16 protein-coding genes and 1 pseudogene are annotated in these 19,342 nt (G+C 73.5%); 8 read left to right on the top strand and 9 right to left on the bottom strand.

Annotation, left to right across the window (positions count from 1 at the left end; all coding sequences use genetic code 11):
- Positions 1–62: 62 nt before the first annotated feature.
- Positions 63–1,811 (top strand): CDP-glycerol glycerophosphotransferase family protein, encoded by a 1,749-nt coding sequence (locus ACFYOS_RS18785; protein ID WP_387142756.1) that lies wholly within the window; start codon positions 63–65, stop codon positions 1,809–1,811.
- 53 nt (positions 1,812–1,864) lie between these two features.
- Here ACFYOS_RS18785 and ACFYOS_RS18780 read toward each other — a convergent pair whose 3' ends face one another.
- Entirely contained in the window at positions 1,865–2,407 is a 543-nt protein-coding gene (locus ACFYOS_RS18780) for an acyltransferase (RefSeq protein WP_387142753.1), read from the bottom strand.
- Positions 2,408–2,560: 153 nt separating this feature from the next.
- On the bottom strand, positions 2,561–2,899 hold the full coding sequence (locus ACFYOS_RS18775) for a DUF952 domain-containing protein (RefSeq protein ID WP_387142750.1): 339 nt from the start codon (positions 2,897–2,899) through the stop codon (positions 2,561–2,563).
- Positions 2,900–3,076: 177 nt separating this feature from the next.
- On the opposite strand from ACFYOS_RS18775, the pseudogene tnpB reads away from it, so the two are divergent.
- The 5 genes and pseudogenes from tnpB to ACFYOS_RS18750 form a co-directional block, all read left to right on the top strand.
- Positions 3,077–4,156: pseudogene (tnpB, locus tag ACFYOS_RS18770) on the top strand (IS607 family element RNA-guided endonuclease TnpB); the annotation flags it as partial.
- Positions 4,147–4,467 (top strand): zinc ribbon domain-containing protein, encoded by a 321-nt coding sequence (locus tag ACFYOS_RS18765; RefSeq protein ID WP_387142806.1) that lies wholly within the window; start codon positions 4,147–4,149, stop codon positions 4,465–4,467. The pseudogene tnpB and the gene ACFYOS_RS18765, both read left to right, overlap by 10 nt.
- A gap of 12 nt (positions 4,468–4,479) precedes the next feature.
- Positions 4,480–4,791 carry a hypothetical protein gene (locus tag ACFYOS_RS18760; RefSeq protein WP_387142748.1) on the top strand — a complete coding sequence of 104 codons (312 nt, stop codon included), beginning with the start codon at positions 4,480–4,482 and terminating at the stop codon, positions 4,789–4,791.
- Between the two features lie 78 nt (positions 4,792–4,869).
- Positions 4,870–5,526, top strand: coding sequence for a response regulator transcription factor (locus tag ACFYOS_RS18755; protein ID WP_387142745.1), 657 nt, complete (start codon positions 4,870–4,872; stop codon positions 5,524–5,526).
- Positions 5,527–5,536: 10 nt separating this feature from the next.
- A complete protein-coding gene (locus tag ACFYOS_RS18750) occupies positions 5,537–6,961 on the top strand; it encodes a sensor histidine kinase (RefSeq protein ID WP_387142742.1) in 1,425 nt (474 codons plus the stop codon).
- Between the two features lie 24 nt (positions 6,962–6,985).
- Here the strand turns inward: ACFYOS_RS18750 and ACFYOS_RS18745 are convergent, their stop codons facing one another.
- From ACFYOS_RS18745 to ACFYOS_RS18730, 4 genes are all read right to left on the bottom strand, one after another.
- Positions 6,986–7,948: a TAXI family TRAP transporter solute-binding subunit gene (locus tag ACFYOS_RS18745; RefSeq protein WP_387142739.1), complete on the bottom strand. Its 963-nt coding sequence runs from the start codon at positions 7,946–7,948 to the stop codon at positions 6,986–6,988.
- Positions 7,949–8,108: 160 nt separating this feature from the next.
- Positions 8,109–8,780: a hypothetical protein gene (locus ACFYOS_RS18740; RefSeq protein WP_387142737.1), complete on the bottom strand. Its 672-nt coding sequence runs from the start codon at positions 8,778–8,780 to the stop codon at positions 8,109–8,111.
- A 114-nt stretch (positions 8,781–8,894) separates the two neighbouring features.
- Positions 8,895–9,692, bottom strand: a complete 798-nt coding sequence (yaaA, locus tag ACFYOS_RS18735) for a peroxide stress protein YaaA (RefSeq protein ID WP_387142734.1) — start codon at positions 9,690–9,692, stop codon at positions 8,895–8,897.
- Between the two features lie 22 nt (positions 9,693–9,714).
- The gene (locus ACFYOS_RS18730) at positions 9,715–11,325 is read right to left on the bottom strand and encodes a hypothetical protein (RefSeq protein WP_387142732.1); all 1,611 of its coding nucleotides are present in this window, start codon (positions 11,323–11,325) and stop codon (positions 9,715–9,717) included.
- A 119-nt stretch (positions 11,326–11,444) separates the two neighbouring features.
- Between ACFYOS_RS18730 and ACFYOS_RS18725 the strand changes: the two genes are divergently transcribed.
- Positions 11,445–12,485: an App1 family protein gene (locus tag ACFYOS_RS18725; protein WP_387142729.1), complete on the top strand. Its 1,041-nt coding sequence runs from the start codon at positions 11,445–11,447 to the stop codon at positions 12,483–12,485.
- Between the two features lie 77 nt (positions 12,486–12,562).
- Here ACFYOS_RS18725 and glgB read toward each other — a convergent pair whose 3' ends face one another.
- Genes glgB through glgA form a run of 3 tightly spaced genes read right to left on the bottom strand, consistent with a single transcriptional unit; the run spans position 12,563 to position 17,996 of the window.
- Entirely contained in the window at positions 12,563–14,665 is a 2,103-nt protein-coding gene (gene glgB, locus ACFYOS_RS18720) for a 1,4-alpha-glucan branching protein GlgB (protein WP_387142726.1), read from the bottom strand.
- Positions 14,653–16,749: a maltotransferase domain-containing protein gene (locus ACFYOS_RS18715; protein WP_387142723.1), complete on the bottom strand. Its 2,097-nt coding sequence runs from the start codon at positions 16,747–16,749 to the stop codon at positions 14,653–14,655. Before ACFYOS_RS18715 ends, glgB begins: the two co-directional genes overlap by 13 nt.
- Positions 16,750–16,787: 38 nt before the next feature.
- Entirely contained in the window at positions 16,788–17,996 is a 1,209-nt protein-coding gene (glgA, locus tag ACFYOS_RS18710; protein ID WP_387142720.1) for a glycogen synthase, read from the bottom strand.
- 95 nt (positions 17,997–18,091) lie between these two features.
- On the opposite strand from glgA, the gene glgC reads away from it, so the two are divergent.
- On the top strand, positions 18,092–19,324 hold the full coding sequence (gene glgC, locus ACFYOS_RS18705; RefSeq protein WP_387142717.1) for a glucose-1-phosphate adenylyltransferase: 1,233 nt from the start codon (positions 18,092–18,094) through the stop codon (positions 19,322–19,324).
- Positions 19,325–19,342: the final 18 nt, after the last annotated feature.

Here is a 19,342-nt window from a genome sequence, read left to right as displayed (position 1 = left end):
AAGGTCGCAGCTGCCCGGTATCGGACCTCATCGACACTGATGAGCAGACAGGGAGCGTGTCGTTGTTCAGCAGAGTACGGAGCCAACAGGGCATCGCCGCCGCCGGCGTGACGCTGCTCGGCTACGGGGTCATGATCCTCTCCGGCGTCCCCGGCTGGGTGATCACGTACGCGGTCGCCGCGCTGGTGGTCATCGCCGGTGAGTTGTCCCTGGCCACCCGGTTCGCGGCAACCGGCGAACTGCTCCAGAAGGCCGGCCTCGGGCTGGTCTGGCGGCGGTTCCTCCGGGACCTGTCCGTGGTCCTGCTGACCGTCAGCGCGGTCCGCCCCGGGGTGGGCGCCACCATCGCCGTCTTGCTGCTGCCGGCCGCGCTCTGGACCGTCGCCGTCGGCACGACGGCCCTCACCCGGGTCGTCAACGGGCGTGCCGCCACCCCGGCGTTCACCCGCAACATCGACCTCGGCGCGCAGCGGGCGGTACCGGTCCCGCCGACCTGGGCCCAGCGGCTGGCCGGCCTGCGGATGCCGTTGCTCAACGTGCTCCTCGTGCCGGCGGCCGTGGTGGCCGCGCTGGTCGACCGGGTCACCCCGGTGGTGGCGACCGGCGCCGTCACCCTGGCCGCGGGGCTGGTCGTCGCGGCCGCGCTGGCGCTCACCTGGCTGCGCGGGCGGGGCCGGACCTCGGGCGTGCTGCCCGCGGTGCACGCCTGGATGGCCCGGGAGCGGCCCGAGGTGGTGCTCTACTTCGCCGGCCCGGCCAAGGACGTCTACCAGGCCAACATGTGGCTCGCTCCGGTCGAGGCGGCCGGCCGCTGCGCCGTCGTGCTGCTCCGCGCCGACGACGCGTTCCGCGAGCTCGCCGACACCCGGCTGCCGGTGGTCTGCGTACCGGCCGGGGTCGACTTCATGAACCTCGACTTCAGCTCCGTGAAGGTCGCTCTGTACGCGGCGAACGTCGGCGCCAACATCCACCTGCTGCGCGAGCCGGGCGTGAAGCACGTCTTCGTCGGCCACGGCGACAGCGACAAGCAGGCCAGCGTCAACCCGTACAGCAAGGTGTACGACGAGGTCTGGGTGGCAGGGCCGGCGGGCCGGGAGCGCTACGCCCGGGCCGGGGTGGGCGTGCTGGACCGGAACATCGTCGAGGTCGGCCGTCCGCAGCTCGCCGGGGTGCACACCTTCGGCTCCGGCGCCCCCGACCACGTGTTCACCGTGCTCTACGCGCCCACCTGGGAAGGCTGGCTGGACGACGACCCCTACCACACCTCGCTGGTGCTGATGGGGGACCAGATCGTCGCCGGGCTGCTCGCCGCCGGTGGCGTCCGGGTGATCTACAAGCCGCACCCGCTCACCGGCACCCGGTCGAGGAAGGCCCGGGCGGTCCACGAGCGGATCGTCGCCCGGATCCGGGCCGCCGGCGGACAGCTCGACGCCGGCCCCCTGGACGGCCCCGCACACCTGGTGGTCACCGGCCGCACGCCGTCCCTGTTCGACTGCTTCAACGCCACCGACCTGCTGGTCAGCGACGTCTCCAGCGTGGTCTCCGACTTCGTGCAGAGCGAGCGGCCGTACGTGGTGGCGAACCCGGCCGGCCTGCCCGAGGACGAGTTCCGCCGGCAGTTCCCCACCGCGCGGGCGGCGTACCTGCTCGCCGCGGACTGCGGCGAGCTGGAGAAGATCCTGACCGTGACCCGGGCCGGGGACGACCCGCTGACCGAGGCGCGGCGGGAGCTGAAGGAGTATCTGCTCGGGCCGGGCGGGGCGAACCCGATGGACCGGTTCCGCGACGAGATCGGCCGCCTCTGCGGCTGAGCGGACGCGAAAACGGGGGCGACGGCCGGCTGGTCGTCGCCCCCGTCGCGCGCTCAGCCCTGGTGCGGCGGGTTGTCGATGTCGCGGGAGACGACCTCGCCCTTCTCGTCGACCCAGCCCTTCGGCCGGGCCGGGTTGCCCGCCACCAGCTGGTACGGCTTGACGTCCTTGGTCACCACCGAGCCGGCCGCGATCATCGCGTACTCGCCGACCTCGATCCCGCAGACCAGCGTGGCGTTGGCGCCGATCGAGGCGCCCCGGCGGACCATGGTCGGAGTGATCGTCCAGTCGGGGTTCTGGGCGCGCGGCCGGAAGTCGTTGGTGAACACCGCGCTCGGGCCCACGAAGACCTCGTCCTCGATGGTCACGCCCTGGTAGACCGAGACGTTGTTCTGGATCTTCACCCGGTCGCCGACCGTGACGTTCGCGTCGACGTACACGTTGCGGCCGATGATGCAGCCGGTGCCGACCTGCGCGCTCGACCGGATGTGGGCCAGGTGCCAGACCTTGGTGCCGTCGCCGACCTTGGCGCCCTCCTCCACGTCGGCCGTCGGGTGGACGAACACGGAGGCGGACCGGTCGTTGGTGTCAGTCATTGTCTACTCGCATCGTCGCAGGGCGCGTCGTCGCGCCGTCGGTGCCGGGTGAACCACGCGGCGGACCGCCGCGGACCCGCCCGGGCCAGGACCACCCGGCCGCCCCGGGGCTCCCGGTGCCGGTACGGGCTCGGGACGGAGCATAACGAGCCGTCAGGGCAGCAGTTCGGCCACCGCGTCGGCGGCCGGCCGGTCCACCGGCAGCGCGTGCGCCGCCACCACCGCCTCGACCGGCAGCGGCGCGTAGAGGTGCGGGAACGGCGCGCCGTCACGGGACACCTCCCAGCGCAGCGCGTCGCCCAGCCGGTCCGGGTCCACGGCCAGCAGGGTGAGGCCGGTCGCCCCGGCGAAGACCCGCCGGGCGGTCGCCACGACCTGGTCGGCCCCGGAGAGGTGGATGAAGCCCGACTGGTGGTCGAACTCGCTGCCGGCGAACTGCCCGGCCGCCCGCGCCTGCTCCCACTCGCTGGTCGAGAGAATCTTGTAGATCACCACCGCAGCCTAGGGCCGCGGCGCCGGTCGCCGCGGCCCGGTTCCCGCGTACGCCCGCGCCCGCGCCTCCGCAGCCGGCATGCTCGGGTGGGGAAGGCCGCGGAGGGAGGGGCGGACAACAGTTGGCGCCGCGGTAGCCTATGGCGGCCCGGCGGGCGGTCGCGGCGGCAACCGGCGATGGTGATTGATATGAAGGTGGTGCAGGCGTACCGGTTCGCCTTGGACCTGACGCCGTGTCAGGAACGAGCAGTGCTGGCGCACTCGGGCGCGGCTCGGGTGGCGTACAACTGGGCCCTCGCTCGGGTGAAGGCGGTCATGCAGCGGCGTGCCGCCGAACGCTCCTACGGCATCGCGGAGTCGGGCTTGACACCGACGATCGGGTGGTCGTTGCCGGCGCTGCGCAAGGCGTGGAACCAGGCGAAGCCGGACGTGGCGCCGTGGTGGGCCGAGTGTTCCAAGGAGGCTTTCAACACTGGCCTTGACGCCCTGGCCCGCGGCTTGAAGAACTGGTCCGACTCCCGCACCGGGAAACGCACCGGGCGGCGGGTGGGGTTTCCCCGGTTCAAGTCCCGTCGCCGCAGCACGCCGAGCATCCGGTTCACCACGGGTGCGATCCGGGTGGAGCCGGACCGCCAGCATGTCGTACTGCCCCGGTTGGGCCGGCTCAAGCTGCACGAGTCCGCCCGCAAACTCGCCCGCCGTCTGGAGGCGGGCACGGCCCGGATCCTGTCCGCGACCGTGCGCCGTGACGGCGGGCGGTGGCATGTCGCGTTCACCGTTGAGGTCGACCGGGTTGAGCGCGCCCCGGCGCGTCCGCAGGCGGTGCTCGGGGTGGACGTCGGGGTGACGCACCTGGCGGTGCTGTCCACCGGCAAGATGAAGCCCAACCCGCGTCACCTTGAGGTCGCGGGGCGGCGGATGCGGCGTCTGGCCCGGCGCCTGTCCCGGCGTGTCGGCCCGGATCGGCGTACCGGCCTGCGGCCGTCGAGGCGGTGGGAACGCGCGCGTCGGCAGGTGGCCCGGGCGCACCCGCGGGTGGCGTGCCTGCGCCGCGACGGCCTGCACAAGCTCACCACCCGCCTCGCCGGCGAGTACGGCACCATCGTGGTCGAAGACCTGAACGTGGCCGGCATGCTCCGCAACCGGCGCCTCGCTCGGCGCATCGCCGACGCGGGCTTCGGCGAGCTACGCCGGCAACTGGCGTACAAGACCAAATGGAACGGCGGCCGGCTGATCGTGGCTGACCGCTGGTATCCCTCCAGCAAGACCTGCTCGGCCTGTGGCACGGTGAAAGCCAAGCTTGCCCTGTCCGCGCGCCCTACACCTGCACCACCTGCGGCCTGGTCCTGGACCGGGACATCAACGCCGCACGCAACCTCGCCGCGCTCGCGCGTGAGGCGACAACCGCCGGGAGTGGCCCGGTGGCAGGACGCGGAGCCGACCGTAAGACCCGCCCCGGCGGGCCGGTGGCCGTGAAACGTCAACCCGGCACCACCCAGACGGGTAAGACCGGGACCGTCCCACCGCAGGGCGGGACTGCCAATCACACGCTCACCAGAGCACACTGAGAGGTAACGGCGATGAAGAGCTACGACGACGAGTGGACCGACGGCGAGCGGGCGACCTACGACGAGTGTTATCAGGCCGGTACGGAGTGGGCGGACGACCTGGACACCCCCTCCGACGACGTCCAGCACGTGATCAACATGGCGGAGGCGGACGACGACAGCTTCTCCGACGCCGAGACCGACTACCCGCCGCTGGTCGACGCCGTCACCCAGGCCACCGGGGAGAACGTCACCAGCGTGCCGCTCAGCCACGCCGACCCCGGCTTCCGGGGGTTCACCGACGGGGTCCGGGACGCCACCGCCGACGAGGTCTTCGGTCTCTGACCGAACACCGCCCCTCCCGTTGCGCCGCCACGTCTGCCACCATTCGCAGGGCAGGACGTCGAGCGGATGGAGGCACGGGTGCGGATCCTCCTGGTCGAGGACGATCGTCGGGTGGCGGCCGCCCTCTCCTCCGCGCTGACCCGGCGCGGCTACCAGGTGGAGCACGCGGCCACCGTCGGGGCCGCCCTCTCCGCCGCCCCCTGTGACCTGGTGCTGCTCGACCTGACCCTGCCCGACGGGGACGGCACCGACCTCTGCCGGGAGTTGCGCCGGCGCAGCAGCCAGCTCGGCATCATCGCGGTGACCGCCCGGGGCGAGGAGCGCGACCGGGTGCTCGGCCTCCGGCTGGGTGCCGACGACTACGTGGTGAAGCCGTTTTCCATGGTCGAGCTGCAGGCCCGGATCGAGGCGGTGCTGCGCCGCGCCGCCCACACCGTGCCGGAGCGCAACCTGATCGAGGCGGGCCCGGTCCGCATCGACGTCGGCGGCCGGACGGTCAGCGTCGCCGGCCGGGCCGTCACGCTCACCCGCAAGGAGTTCGACATCCTGCTCTCCCTGGCCCGGCAACCAGGGGTGGCGGTGGCCCGGGACCGGATCCTGCTGGACGTCTGGGGCACCACCTGGGCCGACCGGCACACGGTGGAGGTGCACGTCGGCTCGCTGCGCGGCAAGCTCGGCGATCCGACGCTGGTGGAGACCGTACGCGGGGTCGGCTACCGGCTCCGCGGCGAGTGAGGAGCCCGGGGTGCGGCGCCGGCTGGTGATCAGCTACCTGCTGCTGATGGTGCTGGTGCTGCTGGCCCTGGAGACGCCGCTGGCCGCCACGCTCGCCACCCGGGAGACCGACCGGGTCCGCGCCGACCGGCTCGCCGACGCCACCCGGTTCGCCTCGCTGGCCGGCCCGGCACTGCGCGGCGGTGGGCCCGGCCCGCTCGACGGGGAACTGGCCGCCTACGACGAGCTGTACGGCATCGAGGCCGCGGTGGTCGACCGGGACCGCCGCATCGTGGTCGCCTCGGTGAGCTGGGAGTTCGACCCGGGTGCCGACGCGGCCCTGGACACCGCGCTGGCCGGGCAGCAGTTCAGCGGACCGGAGTCGGTCTGGCCGTGGCTGGACGGGCCGGTGATGGTGGCCGTCCCGATCAACGACGGCGGCGAGGTGCTCGGGGCGGTGGTCACCGCCACCCCGGCCGACAAGGTGCGGCACACCGTCACCGCGTGGTGGCTGCTGCTCGCCGGCATCGGCCTGCTCGCCGTGCTGGCCTGCGTCTCCACCGCGTTCGGGCTGGCCGGCTGGGTGCTGCGCCCGGTCACCGAGCTGGACGCGGTCACCCACGAGATCGCCGAGGGGCACCGGACCGCCCGGGTGCGCCCCCGGCTCGGCCCGCCGGAGCTGCGCCGGCTGGCGGCCAGCTTCAACAACATGGCCGACGTGGTCTCCGACGTGATGGACCGGCAGCGGGCCTTCGTGGCGCACGCCAGCCACCAGCTGCGCAACCCGCTGACCGCGCTGCGGCTGCGGGTGGAGGAGCTGGGGCCGAGCCTGACCGACGCGGACGGCCGGGCCGAGCACCGGCTGGCGCTGGAGGAGACCGACCGGCTGGCCACCGTGCTCGACGCGCTGCTCACCCTGGCCCGGGCCGAACGCGAGGAGAACCAGCGGGTCACCGTGGACGCGGCCGAGGTCGCCGCGTCCCGGGTGGCGGCCTGGCTGCCGCTGGCCCGGCACCGGTCGGTCACCCTCCACCTCGACACCGCCACTGCTCCCGCGCGCGCCCGGACCGTGCCGACCGCGATCGACCAGGCCCTCGACGCGCTGATCGACAACGCGGTCAAGTTCAGCGGCGCCGGCGGCGAGGTGACGGTGACCGTCCACGCGGCGGACGGCGGAACCGTGCTGGAGGTGCGGGACACCGGACCCGGCATGACGACCAGCCAGCTCGACCAGGCCACCGAGCGGTTCTGGCGGGCGCCCGACGTGCAGAACGTGGACGGGGCCGGGCTGGGGCTGACCATCGCGGCGGTGCTGGTCGACGCCTCCGACGGTCGGTTGACCATGCGCCAGGGCGAACCCCGCGGGCTGGTCGCCGAGCTCTGGTTCCCCGCCCCGGACGAGGCCGCCGAGGTGGCCGACGCGCCGGTCGACTCCGACGCCCCGGTCCGGGCCTGACCCGCGCCGGCCCGCCGGTCCAGGTCAGGGCTTGCTGGACCGGTACCAGTCGGCGGCGCCCGGGTGCAATGGCAGGGGAGTGGTGACGATCGCCGCCCGGGGGCTCATCCGGCCGGCCGCCGGGTGCGCGGCGGCCAGCTCCGCCCGGCGTTCCATCAGCAGCCGGGTCACCTCCCGCACCAGCGCCTCCGGCAGGTCGGCGCGGACGATCAGGTAGTTCGGATTCGCCACCGTGCTGACCGGTTCCGTCCGGTACACCGAGCGGGGGATGTCCCGGGTCACGTAGACCTGGCCGTAGCCCCGGCGCAGCGGCTCGGTCCACTCGCCCAGGTCCACCATCCGGACGGCGGTGCTGGCGGCCAGCTCCGCCACCCCGCGCACCGGCAGGCCGCCGGAGAAGAAGAACGCGTCGATCCGGCCGGCACGCAGCGCGGCCACCGAGTCGTCCAGGCCCAGGTGTTCCTGCTGTACCTGGTCGCCACCGAGCTGGGCCACCTGCAGCAGCCGCATCGCCGTGACCTCGGTGCCGGAGCCGTCGGCGCCCACCGACACCCGCCGGCCGCGCAGGTCCGCAAGGGTCCGCACCGGGCCGCCGGCCGTGGTGACCAGGTGCAGCAGGTCGTCGTAGACGCGGGCCACGGCGAGCACGGTGGCATGCTCCGGGGCGCGCGGGGGCAGCACGTCGGCCTGGGTGAAACCCAGCTCCGCCTGGCCCGAGCCGACCAGCCGGATGTTCTGCGCGGAGGCGGCGGTGACCACCACGCTGGCGCGCACCCCGGGCAGTTCCCGGTTGAGGATGGCGGCCAGCGACTGGCCGAAGGCGTGGTAGACGGCGGTCGGGCTGCCCGTGGCGATCCTGATCCGGACCGGTTCGGTGGGCTCGTCCCGGCAGGCGGAGAGCCCGGCGACGGCCGGCACCAGCAGCATCAGCAGCGCCACCGGCGCGGCGACCCGGCGTCGCCCGGGCACGGACCAGTGTCGGCTCACGCGCTGCACTGTGCGCCGTGCACCGCCCGCCGCGCAACCCGGAGCGGCGGTCGGTGTGGATTCCGGGGGAGCGGGGCCTCGGTCCCGGTGGAGGCCCCGCTCCCCCGAGCAGGGGAGCCACCCGGGCGGCGCGGTCGCGGACGGCCGCCGGGCGTGCGGCTCAGCAGGCCGTTGCGGGGGGCACGAGGGCGGCGCTGTCCACGATCCGCGTGCGGTGCGCGCCGTTGGGGACGCTCACCAGGAAGCAGCCGGAGCCCGGCCGGAGCATCGCCGGGACCTCCAGCAGCGCCGCGCCGCGCACCAGCACCGCGGCCAGGTCCCGGTCGGCGAGCCGGATGCCCAGGCTGTGGCGGCGGACGTGCCGCCCGCCGGCCAGCAGCGCCGCCCGCCAGGCGGCGGCGGCCAGCCGGGGCCGCCACACCCGCCGCGCCATGGAGGCGCCGGGGACCGGACCGCCGAGCAGCTCCCGGCGGCCCTGCCGCCAGCCGGCCTCCAGCAGGGTCGCGTACGTCGACCGGTGCTCCCGGGGCACGTACAGCCGGTGCAGCTCGTAGCGGCGGCGCAGCCCTCCGGTGGCCAGCTCGTGCTCGACCGGCACGTCGAGGCGGCCGAGGAGCTGCCGCATCCGGCGCGCCGCGTCCTCCCGGTTGAACTCGGCGACCCCGCCCCGGTACGTCCCGACGTCGGTCCGGCGGACGTCGGTGGCCGGGGGTGGGGTGCAGCGCAGCAGGCAGGCGACCTCGAACGCGTCGGCCAGGGTCAGCCAGTCCAGCGGTGGCGGTACGGGCGATGGGCGGGCCCGGTCGAGCAGGCTGATGGATTCGGCGGCCATCGGGGTGCTCCTTGCGTCAGGGTTTCTTTACCGTGAACCCGTCACCGCCGGGGCGAAACCGCTGCGCCCGAGCCTTGAGCAAAATTTGCGGCAAGGGACTGCTTCAGCCGGCCCTTACAGCTCGTTGACCACGATGTCGAGCTGGCGGGGCCGGCCCGCCGCCGTGGGCTGTTCCTCGACCGCGTACTTGAGGTCGCGCAGCGCCCCGATCAGCGCGTCCGCGGTGCGCGGCCGGACGTCGGCGGTGAGCAGGTCGCGGACCAGCCGCCCCTTGGTGGCCTTGTTGAAGTGGCTCACCACCGAGCGGGTCGGCACCCCGTCGACGGTGCGCTCGTGCAGCACCCGGACCGTGACCGTCCGCCCGGCGACCGGCCCGCGCGGCGCCCAGGTGGCCGCGTACGCGCCGGAGCGCAGGTCCAGCACCGGACCGGTACCGGCGGCCGTGGCCATCGCCGGGGCCAACGCCCGGCGCCAGTACGCCGACAGCGCGCCGATCCCCGGCAGCTTCGCCCCGACCGGGCAGCGGTACGGCGGGATCCGGTCGGTGAGGCGTACCGCGCCCCAGAGGCTGGAACTGATCAGCAGCGAGCGGCGGGCCAGCCGTTCCGCCGCGGGCGGCAGCGAGGCCAGGTCGAGCGCCTCGTAGAGCACACCGGTGTAGATCCGCCCGGCCGGTGCGGTGGCCGCCTCCCGCAGCCGGGCATTGCGGCGCAGCTCGGCGCGCTGCCCCTCGCTGAGGCCCAACGCCGCCCGGGCCGCCGCCTCGTCCGGACCGGCGCAGAGCGCGACCAGGGCGGCCAGCACTTCCGCGCGGGCCGGGGTCAACTCCGGCAGGGAGAGCCGGGACAGGTCCAGCCGCCGGCCCGTGCCGGCCTCGGCCTTCCCTTCGGACGGGGGAAGCAGGATGAGCATCGGATCAGGGTACGACCCGGGTTCAGCGCCACGGCCGCACGGCGCTGTCCGGGTGGTACACGCGATAGCCGCCGACCTCGGCCACCACGGCCGCGTCGGCCCGGGCGCCGAGCCACCGGCGCAGCGCTCGCTCCGCCGACGACCCGACCGCCAGCACGTACCCGGGCCGGGCCGCCTGCCCCACCCGCTTCCAGTACGCCGGGTAGCGGTTCTGCCCAGGGGTCAGGTTGCCGTCCAGCACCCCGCAGGTCACCGTCTCGCCGGTGTTGAAGATCAGCCGGTTGCAGGTCCAGTAGTCCCCGTACACCTCGTGCAGGCCGGCGCGGCGGACCGCGTCGGCCAACGCCCGGGCCCGCTGCTCCTCGGCGCGCAGCGACGGCGCGTCGGCGACGAACGCGACGGTGGCCGCCACCGCGGCCGCGGTGAGCGCCGCCAGCACCAGACCGGCCGCCGCGCCACCCACCCGGGCGGCCACGGCCGCCGTGCCCCGCCAGGCGTGGGCGGCGGCCAGCCAGAGCGGCCAGAGCACCGCCGGCAGCGAGATCTGCAGCACCGACAGGTAGCGGGCGTTGCCCAGCGGATCGGTGGCGGCTAGCGCGCTGCGGACGTACCCGAGCAGGGTCAGCGCGGCGCCGACGACCAGGGCGAGCCGCGCGACCGCCCGAAGCCGCGCGGCGGGGTCGGCGGCCCGCCGGTACGCGACCAGCCCGAGCCCGGCGGCGGCCACCAGCAGCAGCGGGTAGAGCAGGCCGAACCACTCCTGCCAGCGGGCGCAGCCCGCCGTCGGGCAGAGCCCGGAAGCCAGCGGCGCGCCCTCCGCCAGCCCGCCGTGCAGCCGCTCCGACCAGGACGGGGCCACGCCGTCCTTGGTGCTGATCGTCCGGAACACCGACAGCGAGTCCTGCCCGTCCGGGGCAACGATGTTGTCCTTGACCATCGGGGCGACCCCGACCAGGAACCCGGCCACCAGCAGCACCCCCGGCCAGCCGATCAGGTCCCGGGGCGCCGCCCACACCAGCACCAGCCCGGCCACCGCCAGGTACGGCACGATCAACCAGTCCGACCAGAGCGCGACCCCGGCGAGCAGCCCGAACAGGCCGGTGGCCAGCCAGCGGTGCCGCACCCGACGCTCGCCGAGGGCCACCGCGATCAGCAGCATCGCCAGCACCGCCGGCTTCACCTCCGGCCGCCCGCCCACCATGGTGAGCTGGTCGCGGACCACCCGCTCCGAGCCGAGCGCCAGCAGGCCGACCACGAAGGTGGCCAGCCAGCGGGAGAAGAGGCGGCGGGTCAGCCGGTACGACAGCCACAGGAAGGCCGCGTAGAGCGCCAGCAGCGGCAGCCGCAGCACCGGCCAGCTCGGCCCGGCCCAGGCGACCAGTGGCGCTGCCAGGTAGGACTCCAGCATGCCCATGTAGTGCTGGCCGTACAGGAATACCGGCCGCTCGTGGCCGGTGCCGATGTGCACGGCGGCGAGGCCGAACGTCGCCTCGTCGCTGTTCGAGGTGGGCAGCGTGAGCAGCGTCAGGACCAGGCGGTAGCCGACTCCGGCCACCCCGAGCAGCAGCGCCACCAGCGCCGGCCGGTCCAGCGCCGGACGCCACCGTCCCGGGTTCCGCACTGGTGTCCACACGACCAACGCCCCCGTCGTCGCCTGCGACCGCAGTCTGTCACGGTGCCGGCCGGCGACGGGGTGGATCGGCGCAGCCGACTCGCGTGGCCGGTGTCCGCCGGCTGTGGCAGGGTGGCAGCGTGCCGCCGACACCACCGGACCAACTGGCCGTGCCGCAATTGCACCGGGCCGCGCGGATCGAGGATGCCCTGCACAACCTGGTGGAACGCCGGCTGCGGCGCACCGGGTGGCAGGTCAACATCATCGCGTACGCCGGGTACGGCGCCCCGGGCTGGGCGCGGGTGCTCTGCCGGGTGCTGCTCGGTCGCCCCGACACCCGCCAGCGGGGCCGGCTGGAGAAGGTCCGTGGCTGGCGCAGCTTCGCCACCCTGCCGGCCAAGTACGCCACCGTCACCGTCGAGGCCGGCGGCGTACGCCAGGAGGTCACCGCGGACCGCAGCGGTTTCGTCGACACGGTCATCGCGGCCGACTTCACCCCGGGCTGGGGCTGCGTACGCCTCAGCGTCCCCGACGCGGAGCCGGTCGAGGCTCTGGTCCGCATCCTCGATCCGGACGTCCGCTTCGGCATCCTCTCCGACATCGACGACACGGTCATGGTCACCGCGCTGCCCCGGCCGCTGCTCGCCGCGTGGAACACCTTCGTCCTCGACGAGCACGCTCGAGCCGCCGTCCCCGGCATGGCCGTGCTGTACGAGCGGCTGGTCACCGCCCACCCGGGCGCACCCGTCTTCTACCTCTCCACCGGGGCCTGGAACGTCGCGCCGACGCTGACCCGGTTCCTCTCCCGGCACCTCTACCCGGCCGGGCCCCTGCTGCTCACCGACTGGGGGCCGACGGCCGACCGGTGGTTCCGCAGCGGCCGGGAGCACAAGCGGGCCACGCTGGCCACGCTGGCCCGGGAGTTCCCGGACGTCCGGTGGCTGCTGATCGGCGACGACGGGCAGCACGACCAGGAGATCTACCGCGAGTTCGCCGCCGCGCACCCGGACAACGTGGCCGGGGTGGCGATCCGCCGGCTCTCGCCCACCCAGGCGGTGCTCGCTGGCACCCTGCCCGCCCCGGCGGGCCGCCCCACCGCCGGCCCGGTGGGGCAGAAGTGGCTCTCCGCCCCCGACGGCGCCGGCCTCTGGAAGCTCCTGCGCGAGGCGGGCCTGGTCTGACGAACGACCCGGCCGGCCCGCACCGATCGTCAGTTGTCGGAGCCGGCCACCTGGACCTCGGCGGTGCAGCTGTCGACTCAGTCGCGGCGGAGCCAGAGGACGCCGAGCGGCGGCACCCGGAGCGAGGCCGAGGCCATCATCCCGTGCCAGGGCACGCTCTCGGCGTGCACCGCGCCCAGGTTGCCCACCCCCGACCCGCCGTAGTGGTGGGCGTCGGTGTTGAGCGCCTCGGTCCAGGTCCCGGCGGCCGGCAGGCCGATCCGGTAGCCCTCCAGCGGCCGGGCGGAGAAGTTCGCCACGCAGACCAGCGTCGCGCCGTCGGGGGCGATCCGGATGAACGAGACCGTGTTGTTGGCGACGTCGTCGCCGGCGATCCAGCGGAAGCCGGCCGGTTCGGTGTCCTGCGACCACAGCGCCGGGGTGGCCCGGTAGACCCGGTTCAGGTCGCCGACCAGGCGCTGCACCCCGGCCCGGGCCGGGTCGTGCGTCAGGTACCAGTCGAGGCCGCGTTCCTCGCTCCACTCCCGGTCGTCGGCCAGCTCACAGCCCATGAAGAGCAGCTGCTTGCCGGGGTGCGCCCACATGTACGCGAGGAGCGCCCGCACGTTGGCCAGCCGCTGCCAGGTGTCGCCGGGCATCTTGCCCACCAGCGAGCCCTTGCCGTGCACCACCTCGTCGTGGCTGATCGGCAGCACGTAGTTCTCGCTCCAGGCGTACGCCAGGGAGAAGGTGAGCTGATGGTGGTGGTGCTGCCGGTAGATCGGGTCCTTCGAGGTGTAGAGCAGGGTGTCGTGCATCCAGCCCATGTTCCACTTGAAGCCGAAGCCCAGCCCGCCCTCGTCGGTCGGCCGGGTCACCCCCGGCCAGGCGGTGGACTCCTCGGCGACCATCACCACCCCGGCGTGATGCTTGTAGACGGTGGCGTCGACCTCCTGGAGGAACGCGATCGCCTCCAGGTTCTCCCGGCCGCCGTGCACGTTGGGCGCCCACTGCCCCTCCCGGCGGGAGTAGTCCAGGTAGAGCATCGAGGCGACGGCGTCGACCCGCAGCCCGTCGACGTGGAACTCGTCCAGCCAGTAGAGCGCGTTGGCGACCAGGAAGTTGCGCACCTCTCGGCGGCCGAAGTCGAAGACGTACGTCCCCCAGTCGGGGTGCTCGCCGCGCCGCGGGTCGGGGTGCTCGTAGAGCGGGGTGCCGTCGAAACGGGCGAGCGCCCACTCGTCCTTGGGGAAGTGCGCCGGCACCCAGTCGAGGATCACCCCGATGCCGGCCTGGTGCAGCCGGTCCACCAGGTGGCGGAAGTCGTCCGGGTCGCCGAACCGGGCGGTGGGGGCGTAGTAGCCGGTGACCTGGTAGCCCCACGAGCCGCCGAACGGGTGCTCCATCACCGGCAGGAACTCCACGTGGGTGAAGCCCAACCCGGTCACGTACGCGGTGAGCTGCTCGGCCAGATCCCGGTAGCCGAGGCCGGGCCGCCACGAGCCGAGGTGCACCTCGTAGACGCTCATCGGCTCCTGGTGCGGCTTCCGCTTCGCCCGCCGCGCCAGCCAGTCCGCGTCACCCCACTCGTACGCCGAGTCGTGCACCACGGAGGCGGTGGCCGGCGGCACCTCGGTGCGGGTGGCCATCGGGTCGGCCTTGTCCCGCCAGTGCCCGTCCGCGCCGAGGATCCGGTACTTGTAGCGGGCGCCGACGGGCGCGCCGGGCACGAAGATCTCCCACACCCCGCTCGACCCGAGCGAGCGCATCGGCCAGCCGTCGTCCGGCCCCCAGCCGGTGAAGTCGCCGATCACCCGCACCCCGCGGGCGTTGGGCGCCCAGACGGAGAACGCCACGCCCTCGTCGAAGACCCGGGCGCCGAGCGCCGCCCAGAGTCGCTCGTGCCGCCCCTCGCCGATCAGGTGCAGGTCCAGCTCGCCGACGGTGGGCGGGTAGCGGTACGGGTCGTCGTGCACCGCGCCGTCCACCTCGACCCGGTAGTCGAGCACCTCCCCGGGCAGCACCGTCTCGAAGACGCCGACGTCGTGCACCCGCTTCATCGGGTGCCGCTCGTCGCCGACGAGCACGGCCGCCTCGGCCGCCCCGCGACGCATGGTGCGGATGGTGGTGCGCCCGTCGGCGGGATGCGCGCCGAGCACGGCGTGCGGGTCGTACGCCTCGCCGGCGATCAGCTGGTCCATCGTGCGTCGTCCTTCGCGGCCGGTGCGGTCGGGGCGGTGCCGCCGGAGAGGTCGGCGGGTACGTCTGCGACGGTCAGGTCGGGCGCCGCCGGGGCCGGCGGCTCGGGCTCGGCCGGCGGTACGGGCCGGCGCACGGTGAGGACGTGCGCGGGTTGCAGGTACGGGTCCAGCCGCACCGCGTTGCGCTGCCCCCAGTCGTAGCTGGCCCCGGTCAGCTCGTCGTGGACGGTGAACCGCTCGTGCCAGTCGAAGCCGAGCGCCGGCAGGTCGAGGGTGGTGTTGCCCCACTGCACCGCCTGTGAGTCGAACGAGCAGACCACGATGACCGTGTTGCCGGTGTCCGGGTCGTGCTTGGACCAGCAGAGCAGCGCCGGGTTGTCGATGTCGTGGAAGCGCAGGTTGCGCAGCCGGTGCAGGGCCGGGTTGTCGCGCCGTACCCGGTTGAGGTTGGCGATGAACGGGGCGAGCGAGCGGCCCTGCTCCTGCGCCCCGGTCCAGTCCCGTGGGCGCAGCTCGTACTTCTCGTTGTCCAGGTACTCCTCGGCGCCCGGGCGGGCGACGTGTTCGAAGAGCTCGAAGCCGGCGTACATGCCCCAGGAGGGGGAGAGCAGCGCGGCCAGCACCGCCCGCATCTTGAACATCGGCGGGCCGCCGTGCTGGAGCGACTCGTGCAGGATGTCCGGGGTGTTGGGCCAGAAGTTCGGTCGCATGTGGTCGGCGGCCGCGACCAGCTCCTCGCAGTAGGCCCGCATCTCGGCCGCCGTCGTGCGCCAGGTGAAATAGGTGTACGACTGGGTGAAGCCGATCTTGCCAAGACCGTGCATGATCGCCGGGCGGGTGAACGCCTCGGCGAGGAGGAGCACGTCCGGGTCGACCTTCTTGACCTCCCGGATCAGCCAGTGCCAGAAATCGAACGGCTTGGTGTGCGGGTTGTCCACCCGGAAGATCCGGATGCCCTCGCCGACCCAGTGCAGCACCACCCGCAGGATCTCCGCGCGGATGCCCTCCGGGTCGTTGTCGAAGTTCAGCGGGTAGATGTCCTGGTACTTCTTCGGCGGGTTCTCCGCGTACGCGATGCTGCCGTCGGCCCGGGTGGTGAACCACTCCGGGTGGTCGGTCACCCACGGGTGGTCCGGAGCGCACTGCAACGCCAGGTCCATCGCCACCTCCAGGCCCTGCTCGGCGGCGGCGGCGATGAACTCGCGGAAGTCCTTCGGCGTACCCAGGTCGGGGTGGATGGCGTCGTGGCCGCCCTCGGCGGCGCCGATCGCCCACGGCGAGCCCACGTCGTCGGGCCCGGCGGTGAGCGAGTTGTTGCGGCCCTTGCGGTTGACCCGGCCGATCGGGTGGATCGGCGGCAGGTAGAGCACGTCGAAGCCCATCGCCGCGACGCCCGGCAGGCGTTCCAGGGCGGTGACGAAGGTGCCCGACCGGGCCGGCGTGTCGACGGTGCCCGGGACGCCCCCCTCGGAACGGGGGAAGAACTCGTACCAGGCGGAGAAGAGGGCGCGGGGCCGGTCCACCCAGAGCCGGTACTCGTCCCCGGTGGTGACCAGCTCGCGGACCGGATGGTCCCAGAGCAGCGGCGCCAGGTCCAGCGCCGGGCCGACCCGGCGGGGCAGGTCGAGGTCCTCGTCGCGCAGCGCGAGCACCGCCGCCCGGACCCGCTCGTGGTCGGCGTCGGGCACGAGTTTCAAGCCCGCCTCCAGCACCCGGGCGCCCTCGGCCAGGTCGTTGGCCAGGTCGGCCGGGCCCTGGCCGGCGGCGAGCTTCTTGGTGACCGCGTTCTGCCAGGTGAGGTACGGATCGTGGAACGCCTCGACGGTGAACCGCCAGGTGCCGACGGCGTCCGGTCGGATGGTGGCGTGCCAGCGGTCCTGGCCCGGTTCGCCGGGGCGCATCCGGCTGAACGGGCGGGCCGCGCCGTCCGGGCCGAGCCAGACCACGTTGCAGCCGAGCGCGTCGTGCCCCTCGCGGTAGGCACGGGCCGACACGGGCACGATCTCGCCGACCACCGCCTTGGCCGGGTAGCGACCGCAGGAGACGACGGGGGAGACGTCTTCGATCGGGAATCGTCCGGTCACCGGTTCAACCTACTGCGCGAGATCGCTTCGCGCTCGGGTCAGCCGGCGGCGCCAGCCGACCGGTACACCTCCAGCGTCCGCTGCGCGATGGCGTCCCAGGAGAAGTGCTCGACGGCCCGGCGGCGGCCGGCCCGGCCGAACTCCACGATCCGTTCCGGGGCCGCCAGCAGCTCGTTGATCCGCCCCGCCAGGTCGGCCACGAACCGCTCCGGGTCCAGCGGCCGGCCGCTGCCGTCGCCGGCCTGCTCGATCGGCACCAGCAGCCCGGTCCCGTCGTCGACGACCACCTCCGGGATACCGCCGGTGGCGGTGGCCACCACGGCCGTCTCGCAGGCCATCGCCTCCAGATTGACGATGCCCATCGGCTCGTAGACGGACGGGCAGACGAAGATCGTGGCATGGGTGAGCACCTGGATCACCTCGTGCTTCGGGAGCATCGCGGCGACCCAGACCACCCCCGATCGGTTGCCCCGCAGCTCCTCGACCAGCCCCTCGACCTCCGCGGCGATCTCCGGAGTGTCCGGCGCGCCGGCGAGCAGCACGAGTTGGGTGTCGGTCGGCAGCTCCCGGGCGGCCCGCAGCAGGTAGGGCAGGCCCTTCTGCCGGGTGATCCGGCCGACGTACACCACGCTGGGCAGGGCCGGGTCGATGCCGAGCCGGTCCAGCACGTCGGTGCCCGGGTCCGGGGCGTACTGGACGGTGTCGATGCCGTTGTGGACCACCCGCACCCGGTCCGGGTTCACCGCCGGGTAGGCCGTCAGCACGTCCTGCCGCATTCCCTCGCTGACCGCGATCACCGCGTCGGCGGCCTCGAACGCGGTCCGCTCGCACCAGGAGGAGAGCGCGTATCCGCCGCCGAGCTGCTCGGCCTTCCACGGGCGCAGCGGCTCCAGGCTGTGCGCGGTGACCACGTGCGGCACCCCGTGCAGCAGCTTCGCGGTGTGCCCGGCCAGGTTGGCGTACCAGGTGTGGCTGTGCACCACGTCGGTGCCGGCGCAGCCGGCCGCCATCTCCAGGTCGACGCCCATGGTCCGGAGCGCGGGATTCGCCCCGGCCAGCCCGGGCGGCTCGGCGTACGCGGTGACCCCCGGCTCGTCGCGGGGCGCGCCGAAGCAGTGCACCCGCACGTCGGCGAGGCGGCGCAGCTCGCGCGCCAGGTACTCGACGTGCACCCCGGCCCCGCCGTAGACCTCCGGCGGATACTCGCGGGTGAGCAGGTCGACGCGCAGGCGGGCGGAATCGGTCATGCCCGGCACCCTAATGCAGATTCCCACGCCGCACCCGGTGCGGAACTGTGCGCGTACGAGTGGTGAACTTGGGGCGGGATGGATAGCGTCTGAGCATGGCTGCCAAGGTGCTCGCGATCGTCCTGGCCGGCGGGGAGGGCAAGCGCCTGATGCCCCTCACCACGGACCGGGCGAAGCCGGCCGTCCCCTTCGGCGGGATGTACCGCATGGTCGACTTCGTCCTCTCCAACCTGGCGAACGCCGGCTATCTCAAGATCGTCGTGCTGACCCAGTACAAGTCCCACTCGCTGGACCGCCATGTGACCCAGACGTGGCGGATGTCGACCATGCTCGGCAACTACGTCACGCCGGTGCCGGCGCAGCAGCGCCGCGGTCCGTGGTGGTTCGCCGGCTCGGCCGACGCGATCTACCAGAGTTTCAACCTGATCTACGACGAGCAGCCGGAGTATGTGATTGTCTTCGGCGCGGACCACATCTACCGGATGGACCCGCGGCAGATGGTGGAGGACCACATCGCCTCCGGTGCCGCGGTGACGGTGGCCGGCATCCGCCAGCCGCTGTCGATGGCCGACCAGTTCGGGGTGATCGAGGTCGGCGAGGACGGCCGGCGGATCCGGGCGTTCCGGGAGAAGCCCACCGACGCGGTCGGCCTGCCCGACGCGCCCGACCAGATCTACGCCTCGATGGGCAACTACGTCTTCACCACCAAGGCGCTCATCGACGCGGTGGAGCGGGACGCCGAGGACAAGAGCAGCAAGCACGACATGGGCGGCAGCATCATCCCGATGCTGGTCGAGCGGGGCGAGGCCAACGTCTACGACTTCAGGGACAACGACGTGCCGGGCAGCACGGACCGGGACCGCGGCTACTGGCGGGACGTGGGGACGCTCGACTCCTTCTACGACGCCCACATGGACCTGATCAACGTCCACCCGGTGTTCAACCTCTACAACTTCGACTGGCCGATCTACAGCAACCAGCCGCCGTACCCGCCGGCCAAGTTCGTGCACGCCTGGGGGGAGCGGGTCGGCCGGGCGGTCAGCTCGTTGGTCTCGCCGGGGTCGGTGATCTCCGGCTCGCTGGTGGAGAACTCGATCGTCGCGCCGGAGGTCAAGGTCCACTCCTGGGCGCACGTGGACGGCGCGGTGCTCATGCAGGGCGTCGAGATCGGCCGGCACGCGGTGGTCCGACGGGCCATCCTGGACAAGAACGTCTACGTCCCGGAGGGCGCCGAGATCGGCGTCGACCTGGAGAAGGACCGGCAGCGCTACACCGTCTCCGACAACGGCATCGTCGTCATCGGCAAGGGTCAGCGCGTCGAGCCCTGACCGCCCGTACTTCGAGGA

It is taken from the genome of Micromonospora sp. NPDC005806 (assembly GCF_042871425.1).
Lineage (GTDB): Bacteria > Actinomycetota > Actinomycetes > Mycobacteriales > Micromonosporaceae > Micromonospora.
Note: the sequence above shows the minus strand (reverse complement) of the source record. Positions and strands in the feature narration are given on the sequence as shown.